This is a genomic window from Brevundimonas sp. UBA5936, from assembly GCA_002430835.1.
Taxonomy (GTDB): domain Bacteria; phylum Pseudomonadota; class Alphaproteobacteria; order Caulobacterales; family Caulobacteraceae; genus Brevundimonas.
In genome coordinates this window covers 17,132-30,309 of sequence record DJDA01000033.1, presented here as the reverse complement: position 1 = coordinate 30,309, position 13,178 = coordinate 17,132, and the positions used below count along the sequence as shown (strand labels likewise).

Genomic DNA, 13,178 nt, shown 5'->3' with positions numbered 1-13,178 from the left:
TGAAAACGGAACCCTACTTCTTCGAGGGCAGGAAGGGCGAGAAGGTGATGACGGTGAAGGTGTCGCGGATGTGCGGGCGCGTCTGCACCTGCTTGGTCACGAAGGTGCCGATGTCGGCATCCTTGGGCAGCTGGAACTTGGCCAGCAGGTCGTGCTGGCCCGACGTCGAATAGACCTCGCTCACATTCTCGACATTATCGACCAGATCGGCCGCAACATCGTTGGCGTAGCCCAACTCGCATTTGATGAAGACGAAAATGGCGGTCATCATGGCCTTCAAGCCTCCCGTTCAAGCGGAGGTCTCTAGCGGATGGAGACGACATGGGTAAGGCTTTGTCGCCCGAGGCGACGCAGATGGAACGGGCCGCGGCCTATGAGGCGGCCTATAACAACCGCGCCCGCGTGCCGGGCCACCCCGCCATTCTGGATCGCTGGCGCAAGGAATCGCTGCGGGTGATCGACGCCCGCCGCCCCGAGACGATCGAATACGGCCCGTCCGAACGACAGAAGATGGAATGGTTCGACGCAGGCGCCGGCGCGCCGGTCGCCGTCTTCATGCACGGCGGCTACTGGCAGGCGCTGGACCGGGGCTGGTTCGCCTGGGTGGCGCCCGCCCTGCTGGAGCATGGGATCAGCGTCGTCGTGCCGGGCTATGACCTGGCGCCCGGCGTCGCGGTCGGCAAGATCATCGGCCAGATGCGTCAGGCGACGGAAGCTGTCCGCGCCCGCACCGGCAAGCGACCGCTGGTGTTCGGCCATTCGGTCGGGGGACATATGGCGGCGGGCATGCTGTCCGAAGGCCGGGCGCGGGCGGCGCTGGCGATCTCGGGCGTGTTCGACCTGGAGCCGCTGGTCCATACCTCGCTGAACGAGGCGCTGGGACTGGACGCGCCGGTCGCGCGCGCCCTGTCGCCGATCCACTGGCCCGCGCCGAACGGAGCGACGCCCGGCGGCACCGCCCTGGACTGCTGGGTGGGCGGAAACGAAAGCAATGAGTTCGTGCGCCAAAGCCGCGAGATGGCCGCCGCCTGGGGCGGCAAGGGCGCCGACACCCATGTCGAGATCGTCGAGGGAGCCGACCACTTCACCGTGCTGGACTCGCTGGCCGATCCCGACAGCGCCATGGTGAAGCGGTTGGTGGAGCTGGCGACCGCTGAATAGCGACGCTTACCAGGATTGATCCCCGCCGCCCTTGACGCCAAGGGCGGCGACCGCCGATCTGCGGCCGTCAGACTTGCGAAGGAGACCCCATGCGCCACGACCGCCTCAGCGTGCTCACCGCCCTTGAAACCCAGGGCGTGGTGCCGGTCTTCTATCACCCCGATGTCGAGGTCTGCGCCGAGGTGATCCGGGCCTGCGCGCGCGGCGGCGCCAAGGCGATCGAGTTCACCAATCGCGGCGACTTCGCCTGGGAGACCTTCACCGCCCTGTCGAAAGAGTTCGCGCGCACCGATCCCGACATCATCATGGGCGTTGGCTCGATCCTGGATGCGCCGACGGCGGCCCTTTATCTGGCGTCGGGCGCGCGCTTCGTCATCAGCCCCTGCCTGGTCCCCGAGGTCGCCAAGGTCTGCAATCGCCGCCAGGTGGCCTATTCGCCCGGCTGCGGCTCGGTGCGCGACATCTCCGAGGCGCAGGAACTGGGCTGCGATATCGTCAAACTGTTCCCCGGCGCCTCGGTCGGCGGGCCGGACTTCGTCAAGGCAGTGCTGGGGCCGATGCCCTGGAGCAAGATCATGCCGACCGGGGGCGTCGACCCGGACGAAGGCTCCATCGCCAAATGGTTCGGCGCCGGCATCGTGGCGACCGGCATGGGGTCCAAGCTGATCACCGAGGCCGCCATTCAGGCGAAGGACTGGGCCGGCATCGAGGCCAAGGTGCGCCAGACCGTCGAGGCGATCGCGGCGTTCAGGAAGAAGTAGCCACGCCTCCTTCCCCCCTCCCTATCCTGCCGTCATTCTCGGGCTTGACCCGAGAATGACGGCGGAGAGGAAGCAAGCAACAGTCCCAAAAAAAGGCCCCGCCGTTTCCAGCGGGGCCTCTTCATATTCAGATGCAGACGCCAATCAGGCGGCGGCTTCGCCCTTGGCGGCCAGCTTGGCCTGGTGGGCGGCCATGCCGGCGGCGATCAGTTCGGCGGCTTCGCCCGCGTCGCCCCAGCCGTTGACCGTGACCGACTTGCCCTTCTCCAGATCCTTGTAGCGGGTGAAGAAGTGCTCGATCTGCTCGATCAGGATGGCGGGCAGCTGACGGTAGCTGGAGACCTCGGTGTAGTAGGGGTTCAGCTTGTCGACCGGCACGGCCAGGATCTTTTCGTCGCCGCCGGCCTCGTCGACCATCTTCAGCACGCCGATCGGGCGCGAGCGGATCACGCAGCCCGGCACCACCGGCGTCGGGTTCAACACGATCACGTCGCAGGGGTCGCCGTCGTCCGACAGGGTGTGCGGCACAAAGCCGTAGTTGCCCGGATAGTACATGGCGGTGTGCAGGAAGCGGTCGACGAACAGGGCGCCCGACTCCTTGTCCATCTCATACTTCACCGGCAGGCCGCCCTGCGGGATCTCGATGATGACGTTGATGTCCCACGGCGCGTTGGGGCCGACCGGGATGGCGTCGATGTTCATGATGCGCTCTTGTTGCAGGTGCGAACGGGGAGAGAATTGACGCGCGTGATAAGCTTTGCGCGGCTTTACGGCAAGCGTCGCGGCGATCACGCTTGCCTTGCGCGGGCCGACGTGGCGTCAATCAGGCATGAGTCTGTTCGATTGGATCGCCCTGTTCGTCTTTGTCGTCGCCTGGTTGGGCTACGGCCCGCTGATTCGCCTGGTGGCGCGACGCAGCGGTTCCCTCAACATGGACATGCTGTCGGTGCGCGACGCCTGGATGCGCGCCATGACCCATCGTGAGATGCGGCTGATCGACAGCCAGCTGATGGGTCATTCGATCAACTCCGCCTCCTTCTTCGCCTCGACCAATCTGCTGCTGATCGCCGCTGTGGCGGGCGTTCTGTTCGGCGGCGAGGCGGCCATGCGCGGTTTCGCCGCCGTCGGCGCCGAACCCGTCGCCCCGCGCCTGATGGAGGCCAAGCTGGCTGTGGTGCTGCTGTGCCTGGCCCGCGGCTTCCTCGACTTCATCTGGGCGCTGCGCCAGTTGAACTACACCGTCGCCCTGATCGGCGCCGCGCCTGAAATCCATGAAGAAGCCGACCGCGTCGCCTATGGCCGCGCCGTGGCGCGCGTGCTGAACCCCGCCCTGACCAGCTTCAACCAGGGCGTTCGCGGCTATTATTTCGCCCTGGCGGCCGCCGCCTGGCTGTTCGGGCCGCTGTGGCTGATGCTGGGAGCCGTGTCGGTGTTCGCCCTACTGGCCTGGCGCCAGCTCGCATCGCCCGCCGCCGGCGCCATCCGGCAGGCTCGCCGCCTGCTTGAACGGGGCTAACGATCTCGCAACTGCGAAATCAACGACACAGCCCTGCACTTCAGGATCATGGGAGTGAGCGCCAAACTCCGTAACACCCCGTGATTGTATAAGATTGAATCGAGACTTGTATTTTTGTGCGCTGCAAACTAGCTTGGTTTTCGACGCTTTCGAGCGTCTTGCCCTTCCTGGGCGTTTCCTCCCTATAGACTTTCAAAGCCGCGCCGTTTGGCGCGGCTCTTTTTTTGCCTCGAGCGCAGCCGTCAGGCGCGCCAGTCGGCGCAGAACTCCGCAATCACCCGACGCAGGGCCGAGCGGCAGCGCTTCCAGCCCGGCGACGGCGCCCAGGCCGCCTCATCCCAGTACAGGCCCCGGCTCAGTTCAATCTGGACGGCCTGAAAGCCCTCATCCGGCCGCCCCCAGGTCTGAGTCGCATAGCCGCCCGCATAGGGCCGGTTCAGCCCGACCGTCAGTCCCTGCGCCTCGAACATCCGCCGCAGACGCCGCGTCAGCAGCGCCTCGCAACTGGTCCCATGCCGGTCCCCCAGCACCACGTCCACGACCCCGTTCGTCGCCCGTGCGGGCATGGAGTGCCAATCGATCAGCACCGCCCGCCCGAACTCGGCCCGCGCCGCCTGCATCATCTCCGCCAGGGCCGCATGATAGGGGGCGTGCACCCGCGCCACCCGCGCCTCGGCCTCGCTTCGCGTCAGCCGACGCCCATAGAGCGGCGTCCCGTCCCCCGCCAGCCGCGCCACCACGCCATAGCCGGCCTGAGCCTTGGCGCTGGCGCGCGGCGCGACTGCATCGACGATGAGGGCCGGATCCCACTCGTCCGGCGCCCGGTTCAGGTCGACATAGGCCCGGCCGACGCGCGCGGCGATCAGGCTCGCCCCCTCTCCTGGCCCGCAGTCGATCAACTGATCCACGGCCGCGTCTTCGGCGCTGCGGACCGCCCGCGCCGAGGCCGTCGCCTCCATGTCGTCGGGATAGAGGTCGCCCGAATGCGGCGAGGCGAACACCAGGGGCGTCGCCCGCCCGGCGTCCGCCGGAACGATCCAGAAGGGCGGCTGAGGCGCATCCATGCCTTCGCCATAGCCTGCTTCGCAGCGGAAGGCGCGCCCCGATGCCGCCGCGCCCCCGTTCGTCTTCATCGCCGGTTTACCCGGCCGAGCCTAGGCTGGCCGCCAATTCCCCAACGGTTTCGATACGATCATGGCGCGCATTCTTCTGGCCGAAGACGACAACTCTCTTCGCGGCTTCCTGACCCGCGCCCTTGAGCGGGCCGATCATGAGGTCGTGGCTTGCGAGAACGGCGACGACGCCATCGACGCCCTGGACCAGGGCCCCTACGACCTGCTGCTGACCGACATCGTCATGCCGGGCGCCGACGGGATCGAGGTCGCGCGCGTCGCCGCCGCTCGCCAGCCGGGCCTGCGCATCATGTTCATCACCGGCTTCGCCGCCGTCGCCCTCAGCGCCGCCCAGGCCTCGCCTCAAGCCAAGGTTCTGTCCAAACCCGTCCACCTGCGCGACCTGGTGAACGAGGTCGAACGCATGATCGCGGCCTAACCGAAAGAAAAGTCGAAGAAAGGCGTCAAAGCCCCTTGCAGGCCCCGCAAACTGCGGGTTATAGACGCCGCCTTCCCGCCCACCGACACATCAGTCGGCCGGGCCGCAGAACAGGCGGACGCGTAGCTCAGCGGGAGAGCACTACGTTGACATCGTAGGGGTCACAGGTTCAATCCCTGTCGCGTCCACCATTCTTTTCAGTGACTTAAGGGCCAATAAGATTCCCGCTGGGAAGGCGTGCCCATGCTTGGCCCATGGAACGTCATTTGCGGTGAGTATCGCGCCCAGGCGCCGCATATCGTGCGCGACGGTCACCACCTACACCTGGACTCGCCCTAATCAAGACCTCCGCCACACTGGCTGCGCGACATCACCGATCCGGTAGCGCATGGCATCCTGGTAAAAGACGAGACCGGGCCGATGGTCGGCGAGGCAGCGCTCCATCAAAGGCCCCGACCCTTGCGACGCCCGCTGAAGGCGACCCTAGCCTTCTCCATGTAGCCGGGGCAGTGGTGGCCATAGCGTCGCTCGATCAGCTTGGCGCTGGTCGAGGTAAAGCCCGCTACTTCCCAGATGGGCACGCCAGCTTGCAACAGCCAGGTGATGCACGTGTGCTTCAGCGTGTGCGGCGTGACGTCATTGCCTAGCCGCGCACGTTCCCGCGCCGCCTCGAACCCAGTTTTCTGCCGCTGAATCACCTCCCCAGCATATTCGCAGGGACCCGTGACCGTCAGGCGGCGCCAGCGCAGAAGATGCGGAAGCAGGCGGTCGGGGATAGGGCAGGGCTCACGACGTTTTCGCGTCTGGCGCTCGTCTTCGCCCCGGCGGTGTATACGGCCCGCCCTAAAGTCGATGTAGCCGGTCGTGGTGCTCTTCTCCCAGCACAGCCTCAGGACCGCAGCGTGCCGCGTGGCGGTGTAAAGCGCGATCAGGATGAACCGGGCCACGTGATACTGGGGCGAAGCGACCCGCTTATAGCCGGTGACCTGCCCACGAACGTCAAAGCCGGTCGGGGCAAAGCCCAAGGCGCCCCAAATGAGCCGGGCTGCCTCGCTCCGCGTCAACCAGCGCGCCTCCTTGGTATTCGCTTCGGGCTTCAGCACCGCGACGGGGCGATCCATCTTGCCGGTCTTCCATGCGAAGTTCAGGGCGGCCGACAGCGTGTCAAGTTCCCGTCGGGCGGTGGAGTCCTTTACCGGCCCGCGCCCGATCACCCCAGCGGTCCGGGCCTTAACGTAAGCCTTACAGGCGCCGGTGACCTGGTCACAGGTCATCTCGCCAAAATGCTCCATCAACCACCTGACATGGGTTGCCTCCGGGCCGTTGTAATCCTCGTCCAGGTTCTCGATGTAGTGGGCTACGGCGTCTGCGACGAGGATGCGGCGCGGGTCGCCGTCCGCGAAGTCCGGCTCGTGCTTGAAGGCAAGATAGCGCGCGAGGGCTTCTTCCGCCTCTCGGCCTTGATCAACGCCGCAGCCCGTGCCGATTTCGCGGCCTCCGTCGAGGATGACGAAGACGGACGGACGACCAGTTCGAGCTCGGAGCCAGAGGCGGGGCGGTTCACGACGACGCGGCACAGCTTTCTCATTTCCAGGATGGCGCGGAGAGTGACGAACCAGCGGCCGCCGACCTTCTCGAGGACTAGGCGACCGCGCCGGTGTTCGGTCATCAGGGTGCTTGCCTTCACCGCCCCGTCAGGAAAGGCGATCGCCGCCGCCTTGGCGAGGAGAAGCGGGCTGTCTAATTGAATTCCCGACGGCAGCATGAAGGGCGGATATTGAAAATTGGCGGGCTGCCCCAAGGCTCCGCCTCCGTCGCTGTCGCCGTCGCCGTCGCTATCGCTGATGGTCACGAGAACACTCCGATTATTGAGACCCGCCGGGGACATCCCGGCGGGGTAGGTACGGCGCGCGATCCACCAGAGCCGCGCGCCTCAGCTCTCAGCAGTTTTCTCTCGCCTCCAATTTGATTAAGAGTATAAGTCACAACTTGCGCAGCGCGTCAATTGATTGTGCGTAGAGATGCTTATCATTCAGCCGGAATGGAGACCCCGATGGCCCGCCTACCAGCTCTTGTGGAAGCCCTGGCTGAAGTTGATCTTCGGAGTCATGCGACGCTCAACCACATCGCGCGACTGGTGCGTGACGCTGGCCAGATCACCTCGACGAAACGCGGCGCCGGTGGCGCGAAAATGGAGTACAGAGACGCCGCCACCCTACTCATGGCTGCCTGTGGTGACATCAATCCGTTGGGGGCGGTGGCGGCGGCGAAGCGCATGCAGGCGCTCGAGCCGATTCCCGCAGACGCTGTGCGGGCCATGCAGCGCGAGGATTTGCCGGCGCACTTCGATTGGTTGCGCGAGCCAACCAGCTTCGCCACCACGCTGACTCGCTTAATCGAGCACGCGCCGCAATTGGAGACTTGGGAAGCGGCGTATCAGGCTGGCGGAGCCGAAGGCGTGGGGGGGGGCGCATCAGAAGCCGAGTTCTCGGTCACGCGCGCAATAAGCCGCTTCGCTCAGGGGGGGTTTCAGCCTGGCCTGTCCAAGCCGGTCCGGGTCATTTTCTATGCGCCAGGCATCGCGGCCGAAATCCATCTCGGCTGGGTTTGGGACGACCTGACCGAGGCCGACGCTTTCCACGAATACTACGCCGCGCCCCAAGCGGCAGGCCAAGTGGAGGGGCCTCATGAGCCTGCGCCCGACGTGATGTTCCCGGTAGAGATCGGCGTGCGCACCCTTCTGGCTCTACACCACGCGGTGAACCAGAAGCCTCGCACGCGCGGACCAGCGAAGAACCCACGCAAGCCGAACACCTAGCAGCCTGGGAATTTAATAGAGCGTTTGACTCTTTATCATAATGGACCTATATGATTGGGATTACCACACCCAATCATATAGGTCTTCCCATGTCCGAACTTTCCCGCGCCGCCCTTTACTTGGCGCCCCTCCTAATGGCTGAGCATCTGAAGGCGTGCGTTCGCCGTGCAAGAATTCTCGGTTGCCGTGTGGTCGCCATCACCGATGACGCCTCCTTCCATGACCCGGATAATTTTGTTCTCGACCGGCTTGCCGAAGGTGAGTTCGACCTCGTGATCATGCGCGCCAGTGCTTCGGTCGAAGCGACGCACGCAGTGTTCGACAGGGCTCCGGCGAAACCCTGATGTCTCCCTCGCCCATCGAAGCCGCACAACTCGATCTGTTCACGCAGGGCCCTGAACGCGACGCCGGACTGGACGCTGGCCTCTGGACGCGTCGCCAGAGTCGCCACGATCACGACCGGAGCGCTGGGCTTGCGCTCGAAGACGCCGCCGTCGCACCCTTGATCCTCGCCCTGGCGCGGTTGGCGGCCCAGCGCGACGCGCGCCGGATCGCTCAGGCCCTGCAGCCCTGACATGCGACTGCCGCTTCCACCGCCGGGCGCTCGGGCCGCCTGTCTGGGCCGCTACTCCTCCGACCTGCAAAATCCGAAGTCGGCCCTCGATCAACTTAGGGAGGCAGAGGACTACTGCATCCGCCAGAAGTGGGTCGTGGTCATGCGCGAGAAGGACGAGGACAAAACCGGCCGCACAACCGTCGGCCGCACCGGCTTCTACAACGTCATTGCCGCTGCCGAAGCCGGGGAGATCGACGTCATCGTCGTAGAAGACATCAGCCGGATGGCGCGCGACGCCACCGACATGATGATCGCGGCGCGTAAGCTGAACGAGGCAGGCGTCGTTCTCTGCATCACAGGTAAAGGGCCGATTAGCGGACTAGAACTTGTTTTGCGCGCCCAGATCGCCCAGGAGGAATCCGAAGCCATTGGCTATCGCGTCAAGCGCGGCCAACGGGCCGCCGCCAGGGACGGCCGTGTCGTCGGCGGGGTCGCCTATGGATACGAACTGTTGGCCGCTCCAGACGAGCACGGCTCCAAGCGCGCCATCGATGACGACGAGGCCGACATCGTCCGCCGCATCTACAAGGACCTTGCGGCCGGAGTCAGCACTCACGCCATCTGCTCGGCCCTGAACGGTGAAAGGATCAAGCCCCCCAGCGGCAAACTCTGGCGACCCAAAGCCATCACCGGCCACCCCGGAACGTTGAACGGGATCGGACGCAACCCACTCTATATCGGGCGGCTAGTTTATGGCAAAACCAACACTCAATTGATCGCCTCCACAGGCAAGACCACTGTGACGCCCGGCCCGATCAGCGACCAGATCGTCACCGAGGTGCCGCACCTTCGCATTCTCGACGACGACCTATGGCTGGCCGTCCAGGATGTGCTGGATGAACGTAGCACCCGCCTGCTCGACGAAAACGGCAGGGCCGTACCGAACCGCGCCAAGTCCCCACCTTATCTGTTCAGCGGCCTCCTGCGTTGTGGCGAATGCGGCCACAACTACAACATGGTCAGCCGCCACCTCGGCTGCGAAGGCCGCCGCCAGAACGCTGGCTGCACCAACCGGCGCAGGGTCAACCGGGACGAACTTCAGGACGCGGTCCTGACCGGACTGAAAGAGCGGCTGCTGCTGCCTCACCTCCTCGACCTCTATCTCGACGAATATCGACGCGAGATCGACGGCGCCATTGCCGAACAGACCAATCGGGCCGAAAATCTCGAGGCGCGCCTGAAGGTCATCGACAGTGAAATCGCCAACCTCCTGCAGGTCGCCAAGGCTGGTTCAGGAGCGGGCGGCGACTTCGCCGTCATGTACGTGCATCAGGAACTCAACAATCTGGGTGCCCAGCGCAAACAGTTGGAGCGCGAGGCGCGCACCCCGGCCCCCACGCCGATCTCCTTGGAAACTGACGCCGTCATCGCTCGCCTGCACGACCTGTTGGATAATCTGAACGATGCCCTGGCCGGGCCCGAGCGTGACGCTGCTCGCGCGCGCGATATCATTCGGAGCTTCATCACGCGTATCGAGATTCGCCCCATGGACGGCGAAAAGCCCGACGGTCGCGGCATCGGCCCGGTCCATGTGACCGTCCACGGCTCTTTGACCGACCTCCTGCAACACGCTTCGCCCAATCGGATGATTCAGCGCCGCGGAGGTACCTTCACGACGCTGAATCATCCGATCATCGCCTTTAAATACAACGTGGAAATCACGCAGAAAGAGACCGAAACGGTTGGTGGACGGTTCGCCGACATCGCCGCGTTCAGCCGGTTGCTCGACGACGCGGACGCCCCTATCGCCCGCGCGACCCTGGTGTTAGCGCTGCACGACGGCCCGGCCTTCCCGACTGCCGGCCAGCTCAAGAGCCTGCGGCTGCGCGCCGACAACTCCATGACCCACTTGATCGAAAGGGGCCGCATCCGCGTCATCGGTGAAGGCCCCCGCAAGGGCTGGGTCTGGAACGACCGCGATGTCTCCGACGAGGAGTGGCTGCGCCGCGCCAAGGAACCGCCCAAGCCGCCGATCGCCGTCGTCCGCATGAGCCCGCCCCAGGCGTTCGTCGTGGTGATCGGTCCTCCGGAAGACGGCGAATAGGCAGGCTCCAATGGTGACTTGGGCGAGCGAGCTAGCGCTTGAAGGCGCGCGCTCGCCTAACCCATAGCGCCAGACCTGCCCATAAAATAATCGAAACCGGTTCAACCTCTGGGGGAGGTGATAGGGACATGCCCGATCAGTTCATCAGCGCACGATACCGGCGGCCGTCAGCGTCACTCGACTTGATCATCTGATATTCCATCCCGCTCGCGATCGCGATCTGAAGCGCGAAGTCCTTTTTCGCCTGGACCACCGCGTCGTCGATCTGGTGGTCACCCTTGACCTCGACGATCACGTATTTCTCGCTCCCGTCAGGCTCTTGTCGCAGGAACAGGAAGTCCGGGTAGTAGCACCGCACCGTGTGCGATTCCGGGTCGATGTATTGGATGAAAAAGTCCGACTGCCCGTGGGTCAGCATGCCGGTGAAGTAGAGCTTCCTCACACGCTTCTCGTGGAGAAGGTCCCAGAACAGGGTGCGTTCGGGATTGGAGTCGAAGCAGTAGGTGTCGAGGTGGAAGCTCTTGGCCCGCTCCGTTTCATCGCTCACGTCGGCCATGCGAACGATCTTGTCGGGCGCGGCCGTGACTTCGTAGTAGCCCGCCGACGGCACCTTGATCAGTTCGACCTCGTGCTCCTCCGTCTCCTGCGCCTCGTCGAGGTCGAACAGCAGCTTGAACAGGCGAGGAATGACCTCGTCGTATAGAAGCTCGTTGAACTCGTTTACGACCGCTACCAGCTCGTCGGCGCCTTCCTTTGTCGAGTCGAGGAGCGCCTCGACTTCCAGCGGCCGGAGGTTCAGATAGCGCGCCACCTCGGCAACGAGGGTCATGCGTACCGCACCAACAGGTCGAACACATGGCCGCACCGACCAGGCTCAGCAGAACATCAAGATCACCCTTGCCAAAGGGGAGCCGTCCACACATGGCGCATGGCGAACCCTTCACCTGCCGCCCGGCGCCGTTCTGCACGGCGAGACCACCTTGAACTTCGCCGATCGCCTGCACCTGCACCTTGAGGGTCCTGCAGAGGCATCGGACCTACGTTTCGGCGTCGCCGCTCTCCTTGGCTTTGACCCACGCCAGCCTTGCGCTTCCGTAAAGTTCGCCATCAACCAGTGGATCGACCAACACATGGTGATGGTGGTCATGCCCGAAGCGTCAATCGGTGTGGATCATCCAATGTTTGGAGCGTTCAACGGCCTGCGCTATGCCTGGAGCCAACTGTTCGAAGCTGAGGCCAATGACGTGACCCCCGTTTCTCATCCAGCCATAACGAGAGTCCTTTGGTGATCTGAGCTGGGGTTGTCGGGGTTGGCAAGAGGCCGGTCAGCGCAGCCCCCAACCAGCGCAGCGGACCGGCCGATCTGTCCGGTGAGCGCTTCTGCATAGGCCTGCGGCGTCAGCCACCCGAGCTTCGAGTGCGGACGCCGTTCGTTGTAATCGCGCCGCCAAGCTTCGAGCACTGCGCGGGCGTGCGGCAGGGATCGGAACAGCGTCTCGTTCAGCAGCTCGTCGCGCAGGCGTCCGTTGAAGCTCTCGTTGAAGCCGTTCTGCTGGGGCTTGCCGGGCGCGATGTAATGCCAGCCGACGCCGGTGCTGTCGGCCCAGGCCAGGACCGCGTTCGAGGTGTATTCCGTCCCGTTGTCGCTGACGATGGTGTCGGGCCGGCCCCGCTGCCGGATGACGGCGTCCAACTCCCGCACGACCCGCGCGCCCGACAGCGAGGTGTCGGCCACCAGCGCCAGGCATTCACGCGTGCAGTTGTCGATCACCGTCAGGATGCGGAAGCGCCGCCCGTCAGTCATCTGGTCGGCCACGAAGTCCAGCGACCAGCGCTGGTTCGCCACCAGTGGCAGCTCCAGCGGTCTTGGGGTGCCGATGGCGCGCTTCCCACCGCCGCGTCGACGGACCGTCAGTCGCTCCTCGCGATAGATCCGCTGGATCCGCTTCCTGTTGACCGCATGGACTTCGCGCCGCAGCAGCACGTGCAGGCGGCGATAGCCGAACCGGCGACGCTCCTGGGCCAGAGCCTTCAGCCGGTCGCGCAGCGCGCCGTCGTCCGGGCGCGTCGCCTGATAGCGCACGCTCGTCCGATCGACGCCCAGCACACGGCACGCCCGCCGTTCGCTCATCTCGTAGGCGGCCTGCAGATGGCTAGCCGCCTCGCGATAGCCGGCGGGCGTCACCACTTTTTTCCCAGCAGATCCTTCAGCGCGACGTTGTCCAGAATCGCGTCCGCCAGCATCCGCTTCAGCTTGGTGCTCTCGTCCTCCAGCGCCTTCAGCCGCCGGGCCTCCGACACGTCCATGCCTCCGAACTTGGCCTTCCACTTGTAGAAGGTCGCCGAGCTGACACCGTGTCGCCGGCACACCTCTGCCGTCGCCACACCGGCCTCCTGCTCCCGCAAGATCCCGATGATCTGTGTCAGGCTGGCGTGTACGCCAGCCTTCGATCCGTGAACCTTGATCGCTTCATTCTGTCCGTCCTTCGTTGGGCGGACTCTAGCTATTCCTGGAGGAGTTTCAGGGGGTCACGTCACCAACTAACCGCAGCAACGCGTGACGTCCTGCGCGTCTGTTGGTGCGATGCGCTTGAATGATCCAAGGCGTGATCACCCGATCTTCCGGAACATCGGCCTCTTCACCACCCTGCACCGCTAGGGCGAGCCACGCGGCTTGCTCTGTTGCGGGCCCGAGGGCGCGTCCGCTAGGA

Annotated in this window: 15 protein-coding genes and 1 tRNA gene; 10 read left to right on the top strand and 6 right to left on the bottom strand. The window is 64.9% G+C overall.

The annotated features are described in order from the left end of the window. Nucleotides 1-13: 13 nt before the first annotated feature. Nucleotides 14-271, bottom strand: coding sequence for an Lrp/AsnC ligand binding domain-containing protein (locus tag B2Y21_RS03215; protein ID WP_040347054.1), 258 nt, complete (start codon nt 269-271; stop codon nt 14-16). A 50-nt stretch (nt 272-321) separates the two neighbouring features. Here B2Y21_RS03215 and B2Y21_RS03210 point away from each other — a divergent pair, with 50 nt between their 5' ends. Further along, entirely contained in the window at nt 322-1,161 is an 840-nt protein-coding gene (locus B2Y21_RS03210; RefSeq protein WP_292056874.1) for an alpha/beta hydrolase, read from the top strand. A gap of 89 nt (nt 1,162-1,250) precedes the next feature. Continuing rightward, on the top strand, nt 1,251-1,922 hold the full coding sequence (locus B2Y21_RS03205) for a bifunctional 4-hydroxy-2-oxoglutarate aldolase/2-dehydro-3-deoxy-phosphogluconate aldolase (RefSeq protein WP_292056872.1): 672 nt from the start codon (nt 1,251-1,253) through the stop codon (nt 1,920-1,922). Between the two features lie 144 nt (nt 1,923-2,066). On the opposite strand, the gene ppa is transcribed toward B2Y21_RS03205, so the two are convergent. Continuing rightward, the gene (ppa, locus tag B2Y21_RS03200) at nt 2,067-2,624 is read right to left on the bottom strand and encodes an inorganic diphosphatase (RefSeq protein ID WP_125902163.1); all 558 of its coding nucleotides are present in this window, start codon (nt 2,622-2,624) and stop codon (nt 2,067-2,069) included. A gap of 127 nt (nt 2,625-2,751) precedes the next feature. Between ppa and B2Y21_RS03195 the strand changes: the two genes are divergently transcribed. Continuing rightward, complete coding sequence (locus B2Y21_RS03195; RefSeq protein ID WP_125902162.1) at nt 2,752-3,438, top strand: DUF599 domain-containing protein; 687 nt, start codon at nt 2,752-2,754, stop codon at nt 3,436-3,438. Between the two features lie 242 nt (nt 3,439-3,680). Here B2Y21_RS03195 and B2Y21_RS03190 read toward each other — a convergent pair whose 3' ends face one another. Next, nucleotides 3,681-4,571, bottom strand: coding sequence for an N-formylglutamate amidohydrolase (locus B2Y21_RS03190; protein ID WP_292056868.1), 891 nt, complete (start codon nt 4,569-4,571; stop codon nt 3,681-3,683). Nucleotides 4,572-4,632: 61 nt separating this feature from the next. Between B2Y21_RS03190 and cpdR the strand changes: the two genes are divergently transcribed. Beyond that, nucleotides 4,633-4,989: a cell cycle two-component system response regulator CpdR gene (cpdR, locus tag B2Y21_RS03185; protein ID WP_003166166.1), complete on the top strand. Its 357-nt coding sequence runs from the start codon at nt 4,633-4,635 to the stop codon at nt 4,987-4,989. Between the two features lie 116 nt (nt 4,990-5,105). Continuing rightward, nucleotides 5,106-5,180: transfer RNA gene (locus B2Y21_RS03180), tRNA-Val, on the top strand. Nucleotides 5,181-5,432: 252 nt separating this feature from the next. On the opposite strand, the gene B2Y21_RS03175 is transcribed toward B2Y21_RS03180, so the two are convergent. Further along, a complete protein-coding gene (locus B2Y21_RS03175; RefSeq protein WP_292056865.1) occupies nt 5,433-6,566 on the bottom strand; it encodes a site-specific integrase in 1,134 nt (377 codons plus the stop codon). Between the two features lie 476 nt (nt 6,567-7,042). On the opposite strand from B2Y21_RS03175, the gene B2Y21_RS03170 reads away from it, so the two are divergent. From B2Y21_RS03170 to B2Y21_RS03155, 4 genes are all read left to right on the top strand, one after another. After that, complete coding sequence (locus B2Y21_RS03170; RefSeq protein ID WP_292056863.1) at nt 7,043-7,807, top strand: hypothetical protein; 765 nt, start codon at nt 7,043-7,045, stop codon at nt 7,805-7,807. An 89-nt stretch (nt 7,808-7,896) separates the two neighbouring features. Beyond that, nucleotides 7,897-8,151, top strand: a complete 255-nt coding sequence (locus B2Y21_RS03165; RefSeq protein ID WP_292056862.1) for a hypothetical protein — start codon at nt 7,897-7,899, stop codon at nt 8,149-8,151. After that, a complete protein-coding gene (locus B2Y21_RS03160; protein ID WP_292056860.1) occupies nt 8,151-8,381 on the top strand; it encodes a hypothetical protein in 231 nt (76 codons plus the stop codon). Before B2Y21_RS03165 ends, B2Y21_RS03160 begins: the two co-directional genes overlap by 1 nt. A 1-nt stretch (nt 8,382) precedes the next feature. Further along, complete coding sequence (locus B2Y21_RS03155; protein ID WP_292056857.1) at nt 8,383-10,467, top strand: recombinase family protein; 2,085 nt, start codon at nt 8,383-8,385, stop codon at nt 10,465-10,467. A 136-nt stretch (nt 10,468-10,603) separates the two neighbouring features. On the opposite strand, the gene B2Y21_RS03150 is transcribed toward B2Y21_RS03155, so the two are convergent. Then, the gene (locus tag B2Y21_RS03150) at nt 10,604-11,296 is read right to left on the bottom strand and encodes a TnsA endonuclease N-terminal domain-containing protein (protein ID WP_292056855.1); all 693 of its coding nucleotides are present in this window, start codon (nt 11,294-11,296) and stop codon (nt 10,604-10,606) included. Between B2Y21_RS03150 and B2Y21_RS03145 the strand changes: the two genes are divergently transcribed. Then, on the top strand, nt 11,295-11,756 hold the full coding sequence (locus tag B2Y21_RS03145) for a hypothetical protein (protein WP_292056852.1): 462 nt from the start codon (nt 11,295-11,297) through the stop codon (nt 11,754-11,756). The two genes, B2Y21_RS03150 and B2Y21_RS03145, sit on opposite strands and share 2 nt — an antisense overlap. Here B2Y21_RS03145 and B2Y21_RS03140 read toward each other — a convergent pair. Beyond that, a protein-coding gene (locus B2Y21_RS03140; RefSeq protein ID WP_414632850.1) for an IS3 family transposase occupies nt 11,726-12,894 on the bottom strand; the annotation gives its coding sequence in 2 pieces (ribosomal slippage) (nt 11,726-12,657 and nt 12,657-12,894; 1,170 coding nt in all). The genes B2Y21_RS03145 and B2Y21_RS03140 overlap by 31 nt on opposite strands. Nucleotides 12,895-13,178 lie beyond the last annotated feature (284 nt).

Coding starts and splice junctions, on each gene's coding strand:
- B2Y21_RS03215 (WP_040347054.1), bottom strand. CDS start 271: ATGATGACCGCCATTTTCGTCTTCATCAAATGCGAGTTGGGCTACGCC.
- B2Y21_RS03210 (WP_292056874.1), top strand. CDS start 322: ATGGGTAAGGCTTTGTCGCCCGAGGCGACGCAGATGGAACGGGCCGCG.
- B2Y21_RS03205 (WP_292056872.1), top strand. CDS start 1,251: ATGCGCCACGACCGCCTCAGCGTGCTCACCGCCCTTGAAACCCAGGGC.
- ppa (WP_125902163.1), bottom strand. CDS start 2,624: ATGAACATCGACGCCATCCCGGTCGGCCCCAACGCGCCGTGGGACATC.
- B2Y21_RS03195 (WP_125902162.1), top strand. CDS start 2,752: ATGAGTCTGTTCGATTGGATCGCCCTGTTCGTCTTTGTCGTCGCCTGG.
- B2Y21_RS03190 (WP_292056868.1), bottom strand. CDS start 4,571: ATGAAGACGAACGGGGGCGCGGCGGCATCGGGGCGCGCCTTCCGCTGC.
- cpdR (WP_003166166.1), top strand. CDS start 4,633: ATGGCGCGCATTCTTCTGGCCGAAGACGACAACTCTCTTCGCGGCTTC.
- B2Y21_RS03170 (WP_292056863.1), top strand. CDS start 7,043: ATGGCCCGCCTACCAGCTCTTGTGGAAGCCCTGGCTGAAGTTGATCTT.
- B2Y21_RS03165 (WP_292056862.1), top strand. CDS start 7,897: ATGTCCGAACTTTCCCGCGCCGCCCTTTACTTGGCGCCCCTCCTAATG.
- B2Y21_RS03160 (WP_292056860.1), top strand. CDS start 8,151: ATGTCTCCCTCGCCCATCGAAGCCGCACAACTCGATCTGTTCACGCAG.
- B2Y21_RS03155 (WP_292056857.1), top strand. CDS start 8,383: ATGCGACTGCCGCTTCCACCGCCGGGCGCTCGGGCCGCCTGTCTGGGC.
- B2Y21_RS03145 (WP_292056852.1), top strand. CDS start 11,295: ATGCGTACCGCACCAACAGGTCGAACACATGGCCGCACCGACCAGGCT.
- B2Y21_RS03150 (WP_292056855.1), bottom strand. CDS start 11,296: ATGACCCTCGTTGCCGAGGTGGCGCGCTATCTGAACCTCCGGCCGCTG.